The sequence below is a fragment of the Streptomyces sp. NPDC041796 genome, from assembly GCF_055590785.1.
Genome location: NZ_JBVJAH010000009.1, coordinates 308,742 through 328,831 on the forward strand (window position 1 = coordinate 308,742; position 20,090 = coordinate 328,831).

At 74.0% G+C, this 20,090-nt stretch carries 21 protein-coding genes; 10 read left to right on the forward strand and 11 right to left on the reverse strand.

The window, feature by feature from the left end; translation table 11 throughout:
* Positions 1-174: 174 nt before the first annotated feature.
* Positions 175-1,263 (reverse strand): DNA glycosylase AlkZ-like family protein, encoded by a 1,089-nt coding sequence (locus ACZ6C1_RS20755; protein WP_469242581.1) that lies wholly within the window; start codon positions 1,261-1,263, stop codon positions 175-177.
* A gap of 37 nt (positions 1,264-1,300) precedes the next feature.
* Positions 1,301-2,194, reverse strand: a complete 894-nt coding sequence (locus tag ACZ6C1_RS20760) for a S41 family peptidase (RefSeq protein ID WP_469242582.1) — start codon at positions 2,192-2,194, stop codon at positions 1,301-1,303.
* A 134-nt stretch (positions 2,195-2,328) separates the two neighbouring features.
* On the opposite strand from ACZ6C1_RS20760, the gene ACZ6C1_RS20765 reads away from it, so the two are divergent.
* Both ACZ6C1_RS20765 and ACZ6C1_RS20770 read left to right on the forward strand, forming a co-directional pair.
* The gene (locus ACZ6C1_RS20765; protein ID WP_469242583.1) at positions 2,329-2,832 is read left to right on the forward strand and encodes an FBP domain-containing protein; all 504 of its coding nucleotides are present in this window, start codon (positions 2,329-2,331) and stop codon (positions 2,830-2,832) included.
* Positions 2,833-2,977: 145 nt separating this feature from the next.
* A complete protein-coding gene (locus ACZ6C1_RS20770; RefSeq protein WP_469242584.1) occupies positions 2,978-3,292 on the forward strand; it encodes a DUF3040 domain-containing protein in 315 nt (104 codons plus the stop codon).
* A gap of 39 nt (positions 3,293-3,331) precedes the next feature.
* Here the strand turns inward: ACZ6C1_RS20770 and ACZ6C1_RS20775 are convergent, their stop codons facing one another.
* From ACZ6C1_RS20775 to ACZ6C1_RS20785, 3 genes are all read right to left on the reverse strand, one after another.
* Complete coding sequence (locus tag ACZ6C1_RS20775; protein WP_469242585.1) at positions 3,332-3,496, reverse strand: hypothetical protein; 165 nt, start codon at positions 3,494-3,496, stop codon at positions 3,332-3,334.
* A gap of 82 nt (positions 3,497-3,578) precedes the next feature.
* The gene (locus tag ACZ6C1_RS20780) at positions 3,579-3,923 is read right to left on the reverse strand and encodes an Hsp20/alpha crystallin family protein (protein WP_469242586.1); all 345 of its coding nucleotides are present in this window, start codon (positions 3,921-3,923) and stop codon (positions 3,579-3,581) included.
* 4 nt (positions 3,924-3,927) lie between these two features.
* Positions 3,928-4,674: an alpha/beta fold hydrolase gene (locus tag ACZ6C1_RS20785; RefSeq protein ID WP_469242587.1), complete on the reverse strand. Its 747-nt coding sequence runs from the start codon at positions 4,672-4,674 to the stop codon at positions 3,928-3,930.
* Between the two features lie 181 nt (positions 4,675-4,855).
* Here ACZ6C1_RS20785 and ACZ6C1_RS20790 point away from each other — a divergent pair, with 181 nt between their 5' ends.
* Positions 4,856-5,041: an STAS domain-containing protein gene (locus ACZ6C1_RS20790; protein ID WP_469242588.1), complete on the forward strand. Its 186-nt coding sequence runs from the start codon at positions 4,856-4,858 to the stop codon at positions 5,039-5,041.
* Positions 5,042-5,244: 203 nt separating this feature from the next.
* Here the strand turns inward: ACZ6C1_RS20790 and ACZ6C1_RS20795 are convergent, their stop codons facing one another.
* Entirely contained in the window at positions 5,245-5,646 is a 402-nt protein-coding gene (locus tag ACZ6C1_RS20795; RefSeq protein WP_469242589.1) for a hypothetical protein, read from the reverse strand.
* Positions 5,647-5,703: 57 nt separating this feature from the next.
* Here ACZ6C1_RS20795 and ACZ6C1_RS20800 point away from each other — a divergent pair, with 57 nt between their 5' ends.
* The 3 genes from ACZ6C1_RS20800 to ACZ6C1_RS20810 all read left to right on the forward strand — a co-directional run bounded on the left by ACZ6C1_RS20800 (position 5,704) and on the right by ACZ6C1_RS20810 (position 9,554).
* Positions 5,704-6,309 (forward strand): hypothetical protein, encoded by a 606-nt coding sequence (locus ACZ6C1_RS20800; RefSeq protein ID WP_469242590.1) that lies wholly within the window; start codon positions 5,704-5,706, stop codon positions 6,307-6,309.
* A 162-nt stretch (positions 6,310-6,471) separates the two neighbouring features.
* A complete protein-coding gene (locus tag ACZ6C1_RS20805) occupies positions 6,472-8,013 on the forward strand; it encodes a hypothetical protein (RefSeq protein WP_469242591.1) in 1,542 nt (513 codons plus the stop codon).
* A 131-nt stretch (positions 8,014-8,144) separates the two neighbouring features.
* On the forward strand, positions 8,145-9,554 hold the full coding sequence (locus ACZ6C1_RS20810; RefSeq protein ID WP_469242592.1) for an RtcB family protein: 1,410 nt from the start codon (positions 8,145-8,147) through the stop codon (positions 9,552-9,554).
* 26 nt (positions 9,555-9,580) lie between these two features.
* Here the strand turns inward: ACZ6C1_RS20810 and ACZ6C1_RS20815 are convergent, their stop codons facing one another.
* The 4 genes from ACZ6C1_RS20815 to ACZ6C1_RS20830 are packed head-to-tail and all read right to left on the reverse strand — an operon-like array spanning position 9,581 to position 12,668.
* Positions 9,581-10,036: an archease gene (locus ACZ6C1_RS20815; RefSeq protein WP_469242593.1), complete on the reverse strand. Its 456-nt coding sequence runs from the start codon at positions 10,034-10,036 to the stop codon at positions 9,581-9,583.
* A gap of 51 nt (positions 10,037-10,087) precedes the next feature.
* Positions 10,088-11,815: an IclR family transcriptional regulator domain-containing protein gene (locus ACZ6C1_RS20820; protein ID WP_469242594.1), complete on the reverse strand. Its 1,728-nt coding sequence runs from the start codon at positions 11,813-11,815 to the stop codon at positions 10,088-10,090.
* A 5-nt stretch (positions 11,816-11,820) separates the two neighbouring features.
* A complete protein-coding gene (locus tag ACZ6C1_RS20825; protein ID WP_469242595.1) occupies positions 11,821-12,414 on the reverse strand; it encodes an RNA polymerase sigma factor in 594 nt (197 codons plus the stop codon).
* Positions 12,411-12,668, reverse strand: coding sequence for a hypothetical protein (locus ACZ6C1_RS20830; protein ID WP_469242596.1), 258 nt, complete (start codon positions 12,666-12,668; stop codon positions 12,411-12,413). Before ACZ6C1_RS20830 ends, ACZ6C1_RS20825 begins: the two co-directional genes overlap by 4 nt.
* Positions 12,669-12,881: 213 nt before the next feature.
* On the opposite strand from ACZ6C1_RS20830, the gene ACZ6C1_RS20835 reads away from it, so the two are divergent.
* The 3 genes from ACZ6C1_RS20835 to ACZ6C1_RS20845 all read left to right on the forward strand — a co-directional run bounded on the left by ACZ6C1_RS20835 (position 12,882) and on the right by ACZ6C1_RS20845 (position 14,485).
* The gene (locus ACZ6C1_RS20835) at positions 12,882-13,067 is read left to right on the forward strand and encodes a hypothetical protein (protein ID WP_469242597.1); all 186 of its coding nucleotides are present in this window, start codon (positions 12,882-12,884) and stop codon (positions 13,065-13,067) included.
* A gap of 328 nt (positions 13,068-13,395) precedes the next feature.
* The gene (locus ACZ6C1_RS20840) at positions 13,396-13,956 is read left to right on the forward strand and encodes a GNAT family N-acetyltransferase (protein WP_469242598.1); all 561 of its coding nucleotides are present in this window, start codon (positions 13,396-13,398) and stop codon (positions 13,954-13,956) included.
* Positions 13,957-14,041: 85 nt separating this feature from the next.
* Positions 14,042-14,485 (forward strand): MarR family winged helix-turn-helix transcriptional regulator, encoded by a 444-nt coding sequence (locus tag ACZ6C1_RS20845; RefSeq protein WP_469242599.1) that lies wholly within the window; start codon positions 14,042-14,044, stop codon positions 14,483-14,485.
* 31 nt (positions 14,486-14,516) lie between these two features.
* On the opposite strand, the gene ACZ6C1_RS20850 is transcribed toward ACZ6C1_RS20845, so the two are convergent.
* Positions 14,517-15,056, reverse strand: coding sequence for a hypothetical protein (locus ACZ6C1_RS20850; RefSeq protein WP_469242600.1), 540 nt, complete (start codon positions 15,054-15,056; stop codon positions 14,517-14,519).
* Between the two features lie 300 nt (positions 15,057-15,356).
* Between ACZ6C1_RS20850 and ACZ6C1_RS20855 the strand changes: the two genes are divergently transcribed.
* Positions 15,357-20,048 carry a hypothetical protein gene (locus ACZ6C1_RS20855; protein ID WP_469242601.1) on the forward strand — a complete coding sequence of 1,564 codons (4,692 nt, stop codon included), beginning with the start codon at positions 15,357-15,359 and terminating at the stop codon, positions 20,046-20,048.
* The last annotated feature ends 42 nt before the right edge of the window (positions 20,049-20,090 follow it).

Genomic DNA, 20,090 nt, shown 5'->3' on the forward strand with positions numbered 1-20,090 from the left:
AAAAAGAAACGACCAAGGGGGTGCGGGGGGGCGGTGTTTGTCCCCCCCCCCCCCCCTCCTCCTCCCTCCCACTGGGGGGGATGCCCCCCCCCCGGGGGGGGGGCGGCCCCCCCCCCCCCCCCCGGCCGGACACCGCCACGAGAGACGCACGCGGGCTGACGAGACGTACCCGTCCTAGGCGATGTGCAGACGGACCGCGTCCGCGCCGCGTGCCGAGGCCACCGTGGCGGCCTCCTCGCCGAGTCGCTCGCGGACGGCGGCGGACAGCGGCCCGAAGGGAGTGACCGTCAGGTCGAGCGCGCGGCCCACGTTCCTGGCCCGCCAGGTGCCGGCGATCTCCGAGCCGACCAGCAGAGCGCCCGGACCGCCGATCGCCCGCCAGATCTCCTTCTCCCGGTTCCTGTCCGGCACCAGCAAAGCCCGGTCGCGTGCCTGCAGGTACGGGTCGCCCGGCGGCAGCAGCCGCACGAGTCCGTGCGGGCTCCCGGCCGACACCAGCGCATCCAGGTCGGAGGCGGGCAACCATGCCTTGCGGCCCTCCACCCACACCTCGGCCAGGTCGTCCGGCCACACCGCCTTCACCGCGGTCGCCCTGGTGCCGAGGTACTTCGCCACCTCGGCGGGGCCGGCGGGGCCGAGGAAACGCAGATAGGCGCGGACCAGCCCGGTGGTCCCCGACGCCGCGGCAGGCACCGGGAACCGCCTGGCAAGCGGCGCCAGCACCGTCCCGTTCCCCTTCGGCGCCACTGCGACCGACCCGAAGATCCCGGCCTGCTGGAAGAGCAGCCCGGAGATGTGCCGCGCCCCGCACCGCTCGCACCAGTAGGTCAGCGACTCCGGGACGGAGGCGCTGACGGCCGTGCTGACCTCGCCCTTGGCCATAGGCGCGGTCACCACCGCGCGGAACGCCTCGGCGGTGACCCGGAACGCCTCGATGCCGAGCCGCGCGCCCTCCCGGATCACCGCCGTGTCGATCCGTGCCGTCGCGTCGGCGTCGTCCAGCGGCCACAGAGCCACGGCCAGCGCCCGCAGCTCCGTGCGCCGGTGCAGATGGGGCGCGCCGCGGAACGACCAGACGCGTTCGAGCCCGTCACGGGACGCGCCCCGCCCGGCCAGGGCCGGCTCGGCGGATCCGTACGGTGTGTCCTGGACGCCCAGGGCGAGCACGTCGGGGGTGGGGGAGGAGCGGTCGAACCCGTGGGCCTTCACCCGGTACGCCAGTACCTGGCTCCGGCTCACCTCGGTGCGTCCCGCACTGCTCACGGCCGCACCCTACCCACCCGCCCGTGCGACGAGACCGTTATGCGCCCAGTCGGCGCAGGGCTGCCTTGTGGGCCGTGTCGAGCGCGTCGCCGGCGGGGACCGGAACGTCCGGGACCACCCCGACGCCCTCCCAGTTGGTGCCGGTGACGGTGCTGATGGTGCGGGCGGTGGGGACCGTCACGAGGACGTGTTCGGCCACCGCGTAACGGGCCGTCGGATGGGCGCCGCCACGGGTTGTCTCGCCGACCACGACGGCCCGGCCGTGGGCCTGGAGCGTGTACGCCACGTCCTCACCGCCCGAGAAGGTGAGGGAACTGGTCAGCACGTAGACCGGGCGGTCCAGGTAGCGCGGAGCGGGAAGGTGCGCGGTCGTCCAGAACTGGCGGGTGGAGTCGGTGCCGCGGTCGTAGATGTCGTTGAGGTGCACCTGGTCGTCGGGGAAGAAGTAACTGCACCACATCGCCGCTCCCTCGGGCGCGCCGCCCCGGCAGGCACGGAGGTCGAGGATCAGCGCGGAGCTGAGGGCGACCAGCTCCATGGCCGCGCCGATCGCCCGGCCGCCCTCGTCCGCGTACGCGATCCGCCGTATGTCGATGAGCCCGATGTTGCCGTCCAGTCGCTCGAAGCGCCGGATGCCCTGGTTCTCCGCCCTGAGCAGTTCGAGGAACGCCGACCGGCCCTCGTCCTCGGCGGCGGGATCCAGGTCCTGTGCCTCGTCCGTCCACAGCAGACGGAGGTGCTTGTCCGGGCAGGCTTCCTGCAGGTGGGCCGTCACCGTCTCGCAGAGAGCCGGGCCCTCGAGACCGTCGTAGTCGCCGGCCGTGAGGTGGCGCCGGATCGCGGCGTCGATGTCCGCGGTCCTGTCGGGGAAGACGTACCCGGCCGTGATGCGGTCCAGGGCACGGTGAATGATCTCTGCGTTGGTGGGCATGGCGGGTCATGCTAAACGGGCGGCGCCTTGGCTTCGAACGGTTTTCCGGCGGTTTTCCGGCGCCATGGGTGCCGGGGCCACCGCGACGGTTATTGGGGTGCGAGGCGACCGACCCGTGCGTAGGGTCGACGCCCGTGGAACCGCTCAGTGAGAAACAGATCCGCTCGTCCTTCGTGAACTGCACCAAGGGCGAGGCGTCGCGGCTCAGGCTGCCGCACGACTTCGCCGAACTGCCCTGGGAGGACCTGGACTTCCTGGGATGGGTGGATCCGGGGGCGCCCTTGCGGGCCCACCTCGTACTGCCCCGCGCGGACGGGCCGCTGGGAGTCACCCTGCGCGTGCCGGCCGTGGGCCGCACCAGTGCGGTGAAGTCCAGCCTGTGCCAGATCTGCCTCACCGGACACGCCTCCTCCGGGGTCACCCTGCTCGCCGCCCCCTTGGCGGGGGTACGCGGCCGCGAGGGCAACACGGTGGGCATCTACATCTGCTCGGATCTCGCCTGCCCCTTGTACGTCCGTGGCAAGCGGCAGCCGAAGCTGCGGTCCGGGCGCCATGAAGAGTCCCTCGGCCCGGACGAGCGCATCGCCCGTATGACGGCCAACCTGGACGCCTTCGTGGCCAAGGTCACCACGGGCTGAAAGCGCCGCCCCCGCCGGACGGCGAGCGCCGACACCGACCGGAAGGGCCGGGACGGGCGAGATGGGGGAAAATGTGTAGGAGTACGGGAGGAGTACGAGTGGCTTTTCCCGCGCGTGAATCCTTCCCATGAAGCAGGTGGCTGCCATGGAACACGAGTCGGAAGGACGCATCCTCGCGCAGATAGAGCGCGGGCTCAGCACCGAGGACCCCGGGCTCGCCGCCCGCATGAGCACGCTCAACGATCAGTTCCCGGGAAAGGATCAGTTCCCGGGAAAGGACCAGGGCGCCGCCCCGGCCCCGCCGGCCCCGCCGAAGCGGAACCGGCGCCGGCATCGGAGGACCGCCCTGATCCTGGTCGTCATCGCTCTCGTGGGGATGCTCCTGACGGCGGTGCTCAACGCGTCGTCGAACGAGGCGCCGGCACCGCCCAGCGGCCTCACCCCCGCCGTGTCCCTGTGACGGCCGGGCCCTATGAGGCCCGGCACCGCCGGCACCGACTCAGCCGTGCTCGGGAGTGAGGCGTCCGAAGGCGGCCCGGAGCCGGTCGTACCGCTCCACGTCGGTCCATACGTCGGCGGGGTGCGGGCGCGACACGCACCAGGCCCAGGTACTCGCGCCAAGGCCGGCCATCAGGGGAATCGCCAGCCATGTCAGTGCAGTCACAGCGTCTCCCTTCGTGTCGGATCCGGAAGGTGTCCGGGCGGTCCCGCGGTGAACGCCCCGCGCCGGGGCGCTCACCGGTGCGTCAGGACCGCAGTTCCTTGCGCTCACCGGTGGTGATCTCGATCTTGCGCGGCTTGGCCTGCTCGGCGACCGGGATCCGCAGGCTGAGCACACCAGCCTCGTACGTCGCCTCGATGTGCTCCGTGTCCAGGGACTCGCCCAGGACGACCTGCCGGGTGAAGGTGCCGACGGGCCGCTCGGAGATCACCGTCTCGGCGCCCTCCGTGGCCATCGGCTTGCGCTCCGCCTGGACGGTCAGCACGGCCCGCTCGACCCTCAGATCCACGGAGTCGGGGTCGACGCCCGGCAGGTCGAACACGACCCGGACCGAGCCGTCCTCCCCGGCCGGGGGTGAGGCCCCACGCACGCCCTCACGGACGGGTGGCACCTGTCGTTTCACGCAGGACGCGGGAGACGAGTCCGGGGGCCTCCGCCATCGGCACATGGCCGCAGCCGGGCAGCGGCACCATGCGCGAACCGGGGATCATGGCCTTCACCCGCGACGCCTGCCAGGGAGGCAGCAGCCGGTCCCGGGTGCCCCAGGCGATGGTGACGGGCACGTCCGGGATGTCCCCGCTGAACAGCCGCGACGCCCGCCCGGCACGGAGGGTCGCCTTGCACGCCGCGCTCTGCCGGGCCAGGGCCAGGACGGCGTACGCGTACCTCCGCTCCGCCCCGGTCCAGAACCCCGCCGGGGCCAGCGCCGTCACACTCCGCGCCAGACCGGCCTGGGCCAGACGCAGTCCGATCAGCCCGCCCAGCGAATGGCCCGCCACATGTGGCCGCTCCACCCCCAGCCCGGCGAACACCGCGCCCATCCACGCCACAACCGTCTCCAAGTCGCGCGGCACGGCGGGGTCCAGGTCGGGCGATTGCCCGAACCCGGGCAGATCCAACGCGATCGCCTCGTGCCCGAGGAGCAGCGGCACCACGTCACGCCAGACCCCGCGGTCGTCACCGACCCCGTGCAGCAGCACCAGCGGCTCGCCGTCCCCGTGCCGCTCGTACGCCACGGTGACGGGCGGCAGGCCGGCCGCGTGGCCTTCCGCGCAGGACGCGGGGGGACGGGCCGGGGCGGGCGTCCCGGGCCGCCTCCGCCCGGGTGTGCGTGGAGTCATCGGGCACCTCCACCGCTCGGTCTCTCCTCCTGGAGAACTCCAGGAGAGCCGGAGGCGATTCCCGTGCCCCGACGTGGTGCAAACCGGCCGGGGAGCCGTGGTGGACAGCGCGGCCGGGTCGCGTTTTCCTGGTGTACAACAGATCGTTTCCCCCGCCCGCGGCGGAAGGGGGCACACGGCGATGCCCGACGAGTTCCGCACCACCGTCACCGCGCAACCCGGCGGCGGCACGGTGCTGACCGTGTCCGGTGAGCTCGACATCGCCACCGGTGAGGAGCTGCGCGGCCGGCTGCGCAGCGCGCTGCTCCGGTCGTCCACGGTCCTCATCGACCTGTCCGGCGTCACCTTCCTCGACGCTCCGGCCTGAACGTCCTGCTGTGGGCCCGCCGACAGGCGGCCACCACGGGCGCCCGGCTGCTGCTGCACCCCGCGTCCCCGGCGGTCGAGAAGATCCTCCGGACGACCGGCCTGGAGACGGCCTTCACCCTCTCCACCCCCGCGACGACCACGGCACACCCGCTGCTCCCGGCCCGGAGCTGAACCGCCGGCCCCGGTCCTCCGCCGTCCGCCCTACGTCGGCGGCCGGCCGGCGAGCTCGTCGAGCACGCGCATCGCCCCGGCATGCGCGCTCATCCGACCGGTCACACGGTCGTTGGTGAACAGCATCGCACCGGCGACCGGGACCGGCACCGACAGCCCCAGCGCGGCGAGGGCCTCCGGCCAGTCCCGCTCGTCCTCGCACCAAGCACCGCGCCCCACGCCGTCGTCGGCCCTGCCGCGCTCGGTCAGCAACCGGGACTCGCACGCCCGGGGGTAACGGTCGCCGGGTTCCTCGTCGACCTCGTACGGCGTGAGCAACAGAACGGCGCACCACGCCCACCACAGGCCGGCCGGCGACAACAGCCCGATGCGCCAGGCCCGTAGGCGCACGGCCCGGGCACGGAAGTTCCGGTCGTCGTCGTGTGATCGCATGGCGTACGAAGCCGGCAGCCACATGGACGGCCGGAACGCGCACCTACCCTTGCGGCCATGGGAGTGAGCATAGAAGTGATGGTCGTCGACTGGGCGCGGGTCGAGGCGGCGGCGCCGGAAGAGCGGGAAGACCTGCTGATCGACGCGGCTTTCGGCGACGACGACCACGAGGACGGCCTCCCGGAGGAGGGGTGGATCCCGCCCACGGCCGTGGGCACGGGCTGGTGCCTCAGATACTCCTTCCGCCGCACTCTCGACTCCTACAAGCCGCACTTCTGGGCGGGTGAGCGGTGGGAGCGCATCCGGGACCGTGCGCACCCCCGTCTGCGCACCGCTCTGGACCGGTTCACGGCCCGGCTGTTCTGGCACGGCCTGGAACATGTGGCGGGGGAGGGCGCCGCAGTCCTCGCCGTACCGGAGGGCGCCTGGGACGCGGACCTGCTGCTGTGGTGCCCACCCGAAGACGTCGCCGAACTCGAAGGCCTCCGGGGCGAGGCCCTGCCGGACCTCGGCACCCTGCGGGAGCCGTTCACCCTGCACGCCGCCGACCCCCAGGGCTGGATACCCGACTTCGCGACGTTCGCGGACCTCCTCGAGCAGTGGGGCGACGTCGTCGCGGAAGCGCACCGCCGGGGCTGGGGCATCGTCGGGCTCCGCTGCTGAGCCCCCTCCTCGTCTCGTCACCCCTTCGAGCCCGGCCGTTGCGCCGACTGCCCGGCCTCCCGGGGGCACCGGGCGCGGGCCGCGCGCAGCGTGGTCAGGGACGGCGGGCGAGGGGCGCTCGCCGTCGTACCGCCACCAGACGTGACGAGTGAGGCCGGGGCCATGCAGCACACACGTGTGATCACGGACTCGCCCGGCAACGCGCCTCTCGGCGCACCCGACGACGCGACCCCGTCCACCCCCGGGGCCTCCCCGGGCGCGCTGCCCTGCCTGGCGGCCGTCGCCGCCGCCTTCGCCGCCGCACAGCTCGCCCTGGTCGTGCCGGGGCTCGGGCTCGGCTGGGACGAGACGGTGTACGTCAGCCAGGCGAGTGCGCAGGCCCCGCCGGCGTTCTTCAGCGCACCCCGGGCGCGGGGCATCAGCTTCCTGGTGGCACCCGTCGCGGCGCTGACCACCTCCGTGACGGCGCTCCGTGTGTACCTCGCCCTGCTCTCGGGCTGCGCGCTGTTCCTCGGGCTGTGGGTGTGGCGGCGGCTGCTTCCCGTACCGGTGCTCGCGACCGCCGGGGCGCTGTTCGCCACCCTGTGGGTCACCCTGTTCTACGGCCCGCAGGCGATGCCGAACCTCTGGGTCGCCCACGGGGCGCTCATCGCTGTGGGCTTCTTCCTGCGGGGCGTCCGCGACCCCGCCGACCGCTGGGCGTTGCCCGGGCTCGGCGCCGGGGTCGCGCTCGCCGCCCTCATGCGCCCCACCGACGCGGTGTGGCTCGCCCTTTCACTGACGGGGGCGGCGCTGCTCGCGCGACCGGCACACCGCCGCCCGCGATGGGCGGTGCCGGCCGTGCTCGCCGCGGCCCTGGCGCTCGGCTGCGCCCTATGGGTCGTCGAGGCCTACGCGCACTACGGCGGCCTCGCCGCGAGGCTCCGGCGGGCCAGCGAGATCCAGGGCCACCTCGGCTGGTACTTCGCCGTCGACGACCATGTACGCGCGCTCGGCGGGCGGACGCTGTGCCGCCCCTGCGACGTGCCGTGGCGGCTCCCGCAGGCCGCCGTCTGGTTCCTGGCGCTGCCCCTGCTCGTGGCGGGCGGCGTACGGGCCGCGGCCCGTACCCGCGACCGCGTCCCGGTCGTCCTGGCGACCGTGACCGGTCTGGTCCTGGCCGCGCCGTACCTGTTCACCGTCGGCTACGCCGCGCCGCGCTTCCTGCTGCCCGCGTACGCCCTGCTGGCGCTGCCGGTCGCCGGGTGCCTGCTGTGGGCCGTCCGCCCCACCGGGCCGCAGGGGCGCCGGACGGCCACCGTGGTGCTGGTCGCCGTGGCGCTCACCGCGCACCTGGCGGTGCAGTACCGGGTGCTCGACTCGGTGGCCGACCGGGTGCGCCGCGACACCGTCGCCCTCGGCCGCATCGCCGCCGAGCTCCGCGCGCAGGGCGTCCGCCCGCCCTGTGTGGTGAGCGGCGAGGACGCCATCCGGGTGGCGTTCCGCGCCGGATGCGCCTCCCGCCAGCCCTCGGGCCACGACGGGAGCATCACGCCGGAGGGCCTCACCGCCATGGGCGGGCGCCTGCCGGTGGCGGTCCTTGTCTCCGACCTGGGCGGGATCCCGGGTCACGCCCGCCAGTGGCGCGTTCACCGCCTCCCGGACCTCGGCCACCGCACCGGCCTGCGCGGCTACCTGTCGCCCGCCGCGACCCCGGCCGGGTGAGCGGGGCGCGGTTTGCCGGGTGGTGTGTTCGGCCGGGGCGGTGCGCCGAGCGGGAGCGGTGCGTTTAGGAGGGGCGGTGCGGGAAACGCGGCAGGCGGTGCCGGTGGCGTGTGCCGCCTCTGGAGGCTGCGATGGAGTACCTGCAAGAGCACCCCTACCGTTTCCGTATCGGCCGCCGGGGGGACATGCGGGTGCCCGGAGTGGTGTTCGCGTCCCGTGACCTGCTGCGGGACGCGGAGAAGTCACTGGAACAGGTCGTCAACGTGGCGACACTGCCGGGCATCGTCGGCGCCTCGTACGCCATGCCCGACATCCACTGGGGTTATGGGTTCCCCATCGGCGGAGTCGCCGCAACCGCCATCGACGACGGGGGTGTGGTCTCGCCGGGCGGCGTCGGTTTCGACATCTCCTGCGGGGTACGGCTGCTGGCGGCCGACTGCGACCGCCGGGCACTGGAACCGGTCCTGGGCCCGCTGATGGACGGCCTGGGCCAGGTGATCCCGCGTGGCGCCGGGCCGGGCGGGGTCTGGCGGCTGAGCGGCCGTGAGCTGGAGCGGATCCTCAAGGGCGGATCCCGGTACGCGGTGGAGGAGGGCCACGGCGAGGAACGCGACCTCACGCGCTGCGAGGACGGCGGTGCCGTCGCCGACGCGGACGCCGGCCAGGTGAACGAGCGGGCACGCGAGCGGGGGCTCGGCCAGGTCGGCAGCCTCGGCTCGGGCAACCACTTCCTGGAGGTCCAGCAGGTCGCCGAGATCTACGACGAGGCCGTGGCCGCCGCGTTCGGGCTCGCCGCCGACCAGGTGTGCGTGATGATCCACTGCGGGTCGCGCGGACTCGGCCACCAGGTCTGCTCGGACCACGTCCGGGTGATGGACCGGGCCATGGCCCGGTACGGGATCGGCGTGCCCGACCGGCAACTGGCCTGCACGCCGGTCGACTCGCCGGAGGGCCGCGCCTACCTGGGAGCGATGGCGGCGGCGGCCAACTACGGCCGCGCCAACCGGCAGCTCCTCTCCCAGGCCGCCCGCCGGGTCTTCCGTCGCGAGGCGGACGCCCGCCTCTCGCTGGTGTACGACGTGTCCCACAACCTCGCCAAGGTCGAGACGCATCCGGTGGACGGCGAACCGCGCAGGCTGTGCGTGCACCGCAAGGGCGCCACGCGTGCCTTCCCACCCGGACATCCGGAGCTGCCCGAGGACCTCCGCGCCGTGGGGCAGCCGGTGCTCATCCCCGGCACCATGGGGACCGCCTCGTACGTCCTCACCGGCGTCCCCGGTGGCGACGCCTTCCACTCCACCTGCCACGGAGCGGGCCGCGTGATGAGCCGCCACCAGGCCGCGCGCGTCATCGGCGGCAAGCAGCTACGGGCGCGGCTGGAGGCGGACGGCATCGCGGTGCGCCCGGTGTCGTGGCGCGGCCTGGCGGAGGAGACGCCGGAGGCGTACAAGGACGTCACCGCGGTGGTCGAGGCGAGCGAGGGCGCGGGACTGTGCCGGAAGGTCGCCCGTCTGGTCCCGCTCGGCGTGGTCAAGGGCTAGCGCGTGCCGTTCGGATCTCGCGGGGCTCAGACGTCGACCGTCACGGAGCACGACCAGCCATAGGCGTCCGGAGCCAGGTGCAGCTCGTGCCACGACACGGCCTTCGGCACGGCACCGGTGACCGGTACCGAACCCACGTCCGTCACCGCCATCCGTACGTCCAGCCCGCCGTCCACCGTCTCCACCTCGACGTCCACCGGCACGTCACCGTGCACCTCCAGCCGGAAGACCACCTCGTCCAGCAGCGCCGCCAGCAGATCGTCGTCGCTGCCCTCGGCCACCTGCACCTGCCGCACGGCGGTCGCTCGGGTCCCCGAGACGTCCGCGAAGCACTCGACCATCCCGAGCACCGCCTCCACCAGGCACTGCTCGCGGTTCACACCCCACGCCTCGACGCGCACGTCAGCGGTGTGCGGCACCGCCCGGTGCCCGCCCGTCCCGGGGCGCCGTACCCGCATGTCGTCGTCCGTGTCACCGGCCATGCCGGTCGCGTGCCCCGCCCGCCCGCCCGCATGCCTCCCGAGCGCCACCGGTTACCGCGCGGCGTGCGGCGCCCCCGTGCGGACGAACGCCTCCGCGCCCTCGGCGGCGGCCCCGGCCGTTGCGGACCCGCCCTCCGGCGGGTCCTGCGAGAGCAGCAGGGTCGCCAGGAGGCTCGCCGAACGGTTGCTCAGGGCGTCGGCCGCTTCGAGGAGCCGGTGCTGCTGGGCGACGGGCAGTGACAGCGCCACACATCCGGCCCGGCCGGCCACGGTGAGCGGGAAGGCGACGCACACCTCGTCGTTGGAGTACTCGAGCAGGTCGAACTGGGCCGCGTGCGGCCCATGGTGGTCCAGAGCGTGGAACAGGTGGCGGTGGTCGGTGATGGTGCGTGGTGTCAGCGGCACGGGGCGGCGCCGGTGGAGGTGGTCCATGCGGCCCTCGAAGTCGAGCTGCGCCAGCAGGCTCTTGCCCACGGCGCTGGCGTGGGCCGCCTCGCGGAAGTCGACCCACTCGCGCACCGCCGGGGTGCTGGGGCCCGCCGCGTACTGGGTGATCCGTACCTCCCCGTCGGTGTAGCGGCTCACGTACACCGCTGCCCCGACCCTGTCCCGAAGCGCGGACAGGACCTCCTGCAGGGCGTTCTCGCGTTCCGTGCCCTCGTGTTTCGTCCAGGCGCGCAGCAGGGGACCGGCGGTGTACGCACCCGGCTCCGGGGCCGCCACCAGCTCCTGCTCGGACAGCCAGGCGAGCAGGTGTTCCAGGGAGGGCACGTCCAGGCCGGTGCCACGCGCGATCTGGGCGGCGCTTTTCGGCCCGTCGGCGCCGTCGATGGCGTGGAGCACGTCCAGCACACGCATCGCCTGTTGCCACCGCTGAGCCGATTCCCGCGCGGACGGTACGTGCTGGGCGAGGCCGGTCAGGGAAGCGGGCCGCAGGGGGGCCGGGGTCCACAGGCGGCTGCGCCCCGAGTGGCCGGGAACCCACAGCCCACCTGCCGGGACGGCCAGGACTGCCGGGACGGCGGGGTCGGTGGGGTCAGCCGGGACGGTGGGGTCAGTCGGGTCGGCCGGCTCAGCGGGGACGGTGGGGTCGGCCGGGTCAGCAGGGTCAGCGGGGACGGCGGGGTCGGCCGGGAGGTCCAGGCAGGCGGGCCGGTCGGGCCCGGGCGCGGGCGCGGGCCGCGCGGTGTCCTCCGGGGCGCCGCCGTCCCGTACAGCGGCCTCCCCGGCGTCGGCACCCGTTGGAGGGTTGGCACCGCGGCGCGGCGCGGCCGGGGGGACACTCGGGAGGGGTGCCGTGTGCGGCAGTCCGAGGACCGTGCGGACCTCGTCGACGAACTCGGGGTCCTGGGCCGGGACCTGCACCGCCTCCGCCCCGGTCGTGGGCCCGTACAGCATCGTCCTGGCGTCGCCGTGCCCGTGCCGTGCCGCCTCGGCGACGAGGAACGCGGCATCGTCCCGGGCCTCGTCCCCGAGGGTGCGGTGGACGACGACCGCCAGACGGAACAGCGCCCCGGGATGGCCACACTCGGCGGCCTGCCCCAGCCAGTCCGCGGCCGTGGCGAGTTCGTCGCGGCGCAGGGCCCTCGTCCCCAGCCGGTAGAGGGAGTTCGCGCGGGACCGCTCCGCCTCGGTGTCACTCTCCCCGGCGGGGTCCCCCGTCCCGTACGGCCGGTCCCAGAAGTCCTCCGGTCCGTACAACTCCTGCAGCAGTTCGGTGAGCCCGGCCGGAACCGGCGGCTCCGGGCATTCGCCCCGGGGACCGTCGTACCTGCTCACATCGCTCACCTGATTCCCTTTCCGTGCACCGCCGTGTCCTTCCGCCGCTGTGGGCGGCAATGCCGTCGGAGCCTGCGCCGCAGCTCCACGATCGCGTTGTGCCGCTGCACCCTGAGGTTCTCCAGGGATATCCCGAGCACCTCCGCGATCTCCTTGTCCTCCAGCCCCCGGGCCTGAAGTTCGACGATCCGCTTCCGGGACCCGGGGACCATCTCCGCGATGGCGGGCACCACCAACTCGTGCAGCACGCGCAGGTCCACGGCCGGTGGCGGCAACCGCTGTTCCTGCAGCCGGGCCAGTACGGTGTCGGCCACCAGCACCGCCCGCTCCCGGCGGAACGTGCTGACGGCCAGGTTGTGGGCCGCGCCCAACAGGTAGGCCATCAGGTGCTTGCCCGGCACGGCCCGGCCGCTCAGACAGGCGCGGGCCACCCGGAGGAACGCTTCCTGCGCCACGTCCTGGCCCTGGACCAGCGACATGCCGAAGGTGCGGCGCAGGGCGTAGGGGGCCCGCTCGATGTACGCCGGGTAGATCTCCAGCAGTCGCTGCCCGACGTTCCCCCGCAGCCGCAGTGTTTCGCCGGACGGTACGTCGCTCACCACAGGGCGGTCTCCTCGCGACACCTTCCTGGGGCCGGTCGCACCGTCCACACGGTCAGCACGCTGCCGTCGGCCGCCTCGAACCGCACCACCGAGGGCACCGGGCACCCGCAAAGCTCCTGCTCCACTCCGTTGCCCGCGCCCGGCGTCCGCCGGGCCAGCCGCCTCCAGGGCCGACGCCCCACGGCACTCAGCGCGTGCACCGCGCTCAACGCGGCCGTGACCAATCCGACCCACTCCAGGGACGACGTCATGCAAGGGCTCCCGATCTTCCGTAAGAGAGCGCGGCGCGGACTGCGCCGTCACCCATGGACGCCTCGGCGGGCCGGGACATTAACGCGTGATCAGAGAAGGCCGGAGATGATCGGTCGGAAGCCTGGACTGACGTATCCCGACCGGTTGGAGGCGGAGTCCGGCTGTGTGGCCGCCGGGTCGCGGAGCGGGGAGGGCCGTCGTAGACAGGGGACATGAGCGAGGAGAAGACGTGGTGGCATCCCGGTGAGATCGTTCCCGCGAGTGGGATCTACGAGTGCGACTGCGGAGCGGGTCACCACTGGAGCACGGACGTGAAGGGACATCGCTTCCCGCCACTGCCGGCCGGCTGCCCCGGAAGCTCCTGGTCGGTGAAGACGGAGGCGCACCCGGACGACTGACGCCGGCGGCCGACGGTGTCCGTTCATCCGGACGGCCCAAGGCGTTCCTCCGTGAGGCCCGGGTGGTGCGGTCGGCGTCGGGCGTGGCGGCGGCAGACCGTCCGGGCCACGCACCGTACGGGCGCTGCCGCCCGCCCGCCGGCCGCGACGCCGCCCCGCACGCGGGGGCGGTCCCCGGACCGCCGAGGGGGCGAACCGTGTGCGTGCTCCGGGGCGCCAACCACAGGAAGCGGGCGGTTTCGTACGGCAGTTGGCGCGACGCGAAGCGGGTGACCCGATTCCGCGGGGCCCCCGGAACCGGGCGCAGGGTGGTCCGTACAGTGGAACCATGACGATCTTCGGTCAGCACAGCGGCACGGTGATCTACCGCGAGGCGGGCCCCGAGCACCTGGCGGGCATCGAGTCCGTCGACGCCTCGTTCACCACGGACACGACGTTCGCGGTGGTGGCCACCGAAACGGGCTTCTCCATCCGGGAGACACCGGTCGACCCCCCGCTCCTCAAGGAGTTCCCCGACGAGGAGTGCGCGGAGGAGGACCCGGCGGGCGAGGGGACGCTCGTCGCGGTGGAGGACGAGCGCGTGTGCGGATTCGTCACCACCGTGTACCACCCGTGGAACCGGCGTCTCACCATCGCCGACCTCGCGGTGTCGCCGGCCCACCGGGGCCGGGGCATCGGCAGGGCGTTGCTGGGCCGGACCGTGGACCGCGCCCGCGAGCTGGGCGCCGCACACGTCTGGCTCGAGGTCACCAATGTCAACGCGCCCGCCATCCGGCTGTACCGGAGCGTGGGCTTCACTTTCTGTGGCCTCGACACCTCGCTCTACGAGGGCACGGAGTCCGCCGGAGAGACGGCGTTGTTCATGAGCCTGCGGTGTCAGGGGCGATGACGCCTGCCCGGCCCCCCTCGCCCGGACGGCGTCCTCGTCGACGCGCGTGGTTATGCTCGAGGCTTCCCGCGCCGACCGAGGAGCCATGACCACCCCCGTACGGAACCTGCCCCAGCTGCTGATCGAGGCCAAGCGCTGGTTCGAGGACGCGTTGCAGGCGAGCATGCGGGCCGCGGGCGAGCAACCGGTGACCGCCGCCCAGGGAGCGGTCTTCGCCACGCTGGACGACGAGGGCACCACGATCTCCGAGCTCGCCCGCCGCATCGGCGTCACCCGCCAGACCGCCCACCAGGCCGTGCACGGTCTCATCGGGATGGGGCTGCTGGAGCAGGTGCCCGACCCCGCCTCCGCCCGCAGCCGCCTGATCCGCACCACCGCGGAAGGTGCCCGCGTCCACCGTCGTGCCCTGGCCACGCTCGCCGTCCTCGAAGACCACCTGGCGCGGCGCATCGGTGAGGAGGCCGTCACCGGCCTGCGCGAGGCACTGACCGCGCCCTGGGGCGAACCGCCCCTGGTGGAAGCCCCCTGACGCACGCCCGGGCCCCTCATGGGAGCCGTCGCTACCCGAGGCCGGACGCCTTGAAGACCGCACAGGCGGTCTCGCTGTCGATACGCGCCGACAGTTGACGCATGGCGGTCGCCCCGCACAGCAGCCATCCCGCGGCGAGGCACGCGCGGACGTCCTCGTCGACCACCCGCCACAGCGGTGGGTTGGCGGCCAGCACCCTCGGATCGAGCTCGACGCGGCCACCTTCCGCGTCCCGCAGGATCAGCCGCCGCTCCACACCGTCGGGCCTGCTCACCGACACGAGGCGGTCGGTGCGTACGCTCCGCTCGTGCAGCAGGCCCCGCGAGACCAGGAGACCCGGCCGCGCGGACACCCTCGGCGGAGTGAGCACCACCAGCAGCAGGACGGCGAGGCCGGTCCACAGCGCGGCCCGCCACCCGGTCAGGCTGCCCGCAGCCGCGTCGGTCAGGAGCAGCAGCGCGAAGAGCGTCGCCGCACAGGCGCACGCGAAACGGGCGTCGGCCACCCAGTGGCTGTCCCGCACCACCGGGGCGGGCTGTCCGGCGGGCCCCGCACCACGGATACGTCCCATGGCGGCGACCGTAGACCCGGCGCGGCCGCCACCGTCAGTGGTTGACGCGGACCTGGCGAAGTCCGAGGGGGTCCTTTACGGTCGGCGCGCGGTGCCGCGACCGGAGCCGCGGTTCCGGCCGGTCCGCCAGGTTGGTCGAAGTACGGGTCACGTACCAGTTGTCGGTGAGCGCCAGCGGAGTGCCCACGCGGTCCCGGAGGCCATGCCGTCGTGCTCCGAGGCGCCCCGCCACCGGAGGGGAGCGCGGCGTACGCACAAGGCCCGGCAGACCCTGTCAGTGGCCCGTGCCAGGATGCGTTCATGATTGTCGCACTTCCCCGGACGCCCATCTCCTCAGCCCTGTACGTCGACTGGGTGCTCGCCCGGGACCCCGGCGCCGAACCCGCGGCGCGGGAGCTGCTCGACGCCGCCAAGGGGCAGCTGCCCGTGGCGTGGGAGAAGCCGGGACGGTTCCTGGACGGGATGGCGGTACGCGCCCGGCAGCTGCCGCCCGCTCATCTGCCGTGGTTCTGGGACACGGTGGGCCACTGGCTGACGGCGGCGGTGCGCTCACCGCGCCACGCCGGGCGCGCGTACGCGGAGGCGAGGAAGGCCGAGCGTGAGCACGCCCTCGCCGTCGACCCGGACTTCCACCGGGCCAACACGCTGCTGTTCGCCCGGGCGGGCGCCCTGCCCGCCAAGGACCTGACGGCGTATCAGCGATGGCTGGCGGACGCCTTCCCGCCGAAGGAAGGGCACGAGGAGTACGTCCGGCTGCTGACCGCCTGGGCCGCGTCCCCCGGCGACCTCCCGGCAGACCTTGCCCGCCGCGTGAGGGCATCGGCGCAGGCGGCGGGGATGGGCACCGAGGAGGACGCCCGCGTTCTGGGTACGGTCCTCGCCCAGGCGCGCGGGAAGGCCCTGCCCGACTCCCTCCTGGACGCGGCCGCGTCCGTACTGGCCGAGCACCCGCAGGGCGACGAGGTGAACGCCGCCCTCCTCGAGCTCTTCCCCTCCTCGAAGAGTGACGCGGCCCCCTGGCTGCGGCTGCTGCTCCGCTCGGGCGCGGCCCGGGCGCTGGCGGCCGGCCGGGTCGTCCCCGAGGGCGGACACGCCGCCTGGCTGGGCCGGTTCGCCGCCCACTACGCCTTCCGTCCCTCGGGTGGCGGGATCACGCGCCAGCCGATGCCCGGTGAACTGTTCGAGTTCGTGACCCTGCTCGCCCCCCGGCTGCGCGCGGCGGAAGTACCGGTGTGCCTGCACAAGACCAAGTGGCACTACACCGGCCTGGACGCCGACCTGCTCGACGCCTGCCTCGCCGAGGGCATCCCCGTCGAGGACCCCGGCGGACGCGTACCCCTGGAGTTCTGGGGCGACCGGTCGCGCCGCGACCTCAAAGCCCTGGCCGAGGACCCCGTCTTCGGGCCACGCCTGGAAGGCACCGTCCACGAGGAACTGCTCCGCGGCCGCTTCTCCGGTTCCCGCACGCCCGGCTCGGCGATCACCCGGCTCCCCGAGAACTCCGGCATAGCCGCCGAGGTGCACCGCCGTGTCGACGGGCTGCTCGACGCACTGCGCGGCGGCGGGCTCGGCGCCGCCGACGAGGCCGTGGACGAACTGGCGACCCTGCTCGACCGGCCCACCGCCACGGCGCTGGACGGCATCGAGGAGGCCCTCGCGGCGCTGGACCTGGTGGGCCCGCTCGCCCGCTCCCTGCGAGCCGGCCTCCCCGAGGAGCTCAGCTGGCCCGCCCTGGACGACGCGCTCGCCGAGTTCGGGAGGCTGGGCCACGAGGTGACGGGCGTGACCTGCACCTGGCCGGTGCTGACCGTGTACTCGCAGACCCGGGCCGTCGCCGTCGACCACGCCGGGCCGCGCGCCTCCTCCGCCTTCTCCGTCCCGGACGACGCCACCATGCACTGCGTGCACTTCGTCGGCGGACACTTCCTCGTCGGCTGGAACACCCGGGGGGCCGGATTCGCCGAACACGCCCTCTGGACCGACCGCCCCGACGACGTCTTCACGCCCGAGGACGTCCTCGGCATCGTCCCGTTCGCGGGGTCCGTCCGAGGCGGCCTCGGCTTCCAGTTCGCGAGCGCCGACGGCGGCGGCCGCCACGACGGCGAACGCGTGCTGCGCCCCGGTGGCCGGGAGGGCATCGCCGGAGCCGAGCTGCAGATGTCCGACGGACGCCACATGTGGAGCTCCGAGACGTATTTCAAGGGATGGGCCCGTCTCGACCCGGCGACCGGCGCCCGAGCCGAGGACACCGCCCTCCCCGCGTTCCACACCGCCGGTGAACTTCCGCCGGGAACGGCCCTGTTCGCCAGGGCGTGCACCCTGGCGCCGCTGCCCCCCGGCGCACCCGCGTCCCCCCTCGGGCAGGCGGGCGATCTGGTCGGCTTCCGGGTCCTCCACCGCACCGACCACCGCACGGAGGCTCCCACCGACTTCGTCCTCGAAGGCATCGACGGCCGCACCGCCACCTACCGCGTCTCGGAGCTCGGCCAGGAGCCCTGGGGCATCGTGCGCATGCCCGAGGGCGGCGAGGACGGCGTCCTGGCGGAAGAGGCGAGCATCCGCTGCCACGCCTCCGAGGACGGTTCCCTGTTGTGGGAGGTACGCGGCTTCCAGGCGCCGGACGTCCCCCGTTACAAGACCGCCCGCCGCTCCCACGGCGACACCCCCTTCCCGCCGCCCGCCTTCTGGCACTTCCTCGTCCCGCGCCACCCCGCCTCCTCCACCGCCCTGCGGTCCGTGAGCGACGAGGCGGCGCGTGTCCTCCTCGCCGACCCCGAGCGGATCCCCGACGGCGTGTCCGACGCGCACATCGCGGCCGGCGTCCGGAGGGCCGCACGACTGGCGGCCGACGTGCTGCGCCGCCGCGAGGAACTGTCCCGCCGGGTCCGCATCATGCGGTCCGGGCCCGCCGTCCGGCTGCCCGCCCAGGTCCCCGACACCGACCTGGTACCGGCGCTGTGGGGCCTTCTGCCGGAGTTCCGCGGCCTCGGTGACCGACGCGACCCGCAGCCCTATCCGGCCACCCTCACCGCGGTCGCCGCCGACGGCGCCTTCCTCCGGGGGGAACTCGACGACGAGACCCGCCGACTGGCCCCTCCGGCACCGCCCTTCGAGTGGGGCGTGCTGCTCGGGCACATCGACGCCGCGGCCTGGCGCGCGGCCGTGACCCTCACCGGCGACCACGAGCGGGCCGCGCTCAAGGCACTGCTGAAGACCTGGGCCGGTCAGCCCTTCGCCGAACGGGGCAGTACATGGCGCACCGGCCGGGCGCCCGTGACCTCCTTCGGCGACGAGCGCCTCCGGGCCGCCGTCCACGGGCCGGCCAACTGGGCGAAGACGCTGCGCTTCGTCCAGCCTGCCGAAGCCCCCGCCCCCTCGGGGACGATCGCCCCCGAGGAGGTGACCAACCCCGACCGGGCCACCGTGCCCCAGACCGTCACCGTCACGGTCACCCGCGACGACGCCTCCCGGCTGATCCGCTTCCTCGAACTCCTCGACGAGCACGGGCCACTGCCGGTGGACCCCGAAGCAGTCCTGGCCTTCTGCCGCCGCACCGGCGTCCGGCGCTCCCTCGCGACACTGGTCCTGGCCGGACTGCCCCGCCCCATGGGATACGCCGAGCAGAAGAAGCTGTTGCGTTCGGCGCCGTACAAGGCCGACAAGGACGTCACCGGGGTGTACGACGGACTGCCGCACACGATCGGTCCGTCCGGCAGCGCGGCGGTCCTCGCGGCGGGTGTCCCCGACGACCCGGCGGATCTGTGGGCGAACGGTGGCACGGTCCGCGCCGCCGAGCGGATGGCCGAGGAGTGGAATCGCCTGGTCGGCCGCCGGCCGTACGCCGACGAGGACCTCGCGGTCGCCCTCGAAGCCGACCTGGGGCTCGGCATCGAGTGGGCCCAGCGCCTCTCCGCCTGCACCGGCGACGAGGGCACCGGCGACCAGGACGGCGGCGACGAGGGCACCGGCGACCAGGAGGGCGGCGACCAGGTCACCGGCACCGGCCCGAAGCGCGACGCGCCCGGGCCGCGTTTCGTCCTCGCCGGGGGCAGCACCGGCGGCCTGAGCCTCCACCACGCCAAGGACGACGGCGGTCCCGGGGACTACGTCCGCTCCTCCGACCTGCCGCACACCCGCCCCGCCACCGTCCTGGCCTGGCTCCTCACCGAGCGCCCCGTCGGCGAGCCGACGCGCGCGCACGCCCGACGGCTCCACGCCGAGGTGCTCCGGACACTGAACGACCCGAGCATGCTCGTCCCGGTCGGCTGGAACGCCGAACTCGCCCAAAGGGCACCGGCCGACCCGGCGTTCCGGCCGTACGAAGGCCGGGTGCTGCCGTGCACCTGGTCCCAGTACGGCCGGGACAACCCCTCGGTGGCGTACGACGACGGATGCCTCGTCGTCGCCGTTCCGGGCACCGAGGTCTTCCTCCGCCCGTCCGGGCTGGCCGCCCGCCGCAAGGACAGCGCGGTGGAAGCGGAGGCGCGCCGGCTCGAGACGCTGTACGAGAAGGACGGCGGACTGGCCCGCATGGTCCGGCGCGCCGAGGAGACCCCGGTACCGCCGGGCGCCTACGAGGCGAACCCGCGCCACAGTCACCCCGACCTGCTGGCCGAGGTCTCGGACACCCTCTCCGTGGGTCCGGAGGCCGCCGCTCTGTACCTCCAGCTCCTGGCCCTCGCCCGGCCGACGGACCAGAACGTACGGCGCTGGAACGGCTGGACGGCCGCCCGCCACAAGAAGGCACAGGCCGAGCTCGCGGCCGTCGGCGCGATAGGGACCGACAAGCGCGCCCGCGCGGGCCGGACGGCGTTCGTACCGGGACCGTGGACCGAACTACGGGCCCCACACTGCCCGTTGGAGACGGCGAAGCTCTCGCTGTACCTGGCCACGACGGACGGCAGCGGCGTCCAGGGCCCCTTCACCCACCTCCTGCCGCCCCTGCCCGTGCACGAACTCTTCGCAGTGGCCTGGAAGGAGGCCCGCCAGTAGTCGTCGAGGGCGCTTCCGAGTCCGCGGTAGCGCCCACGCGTC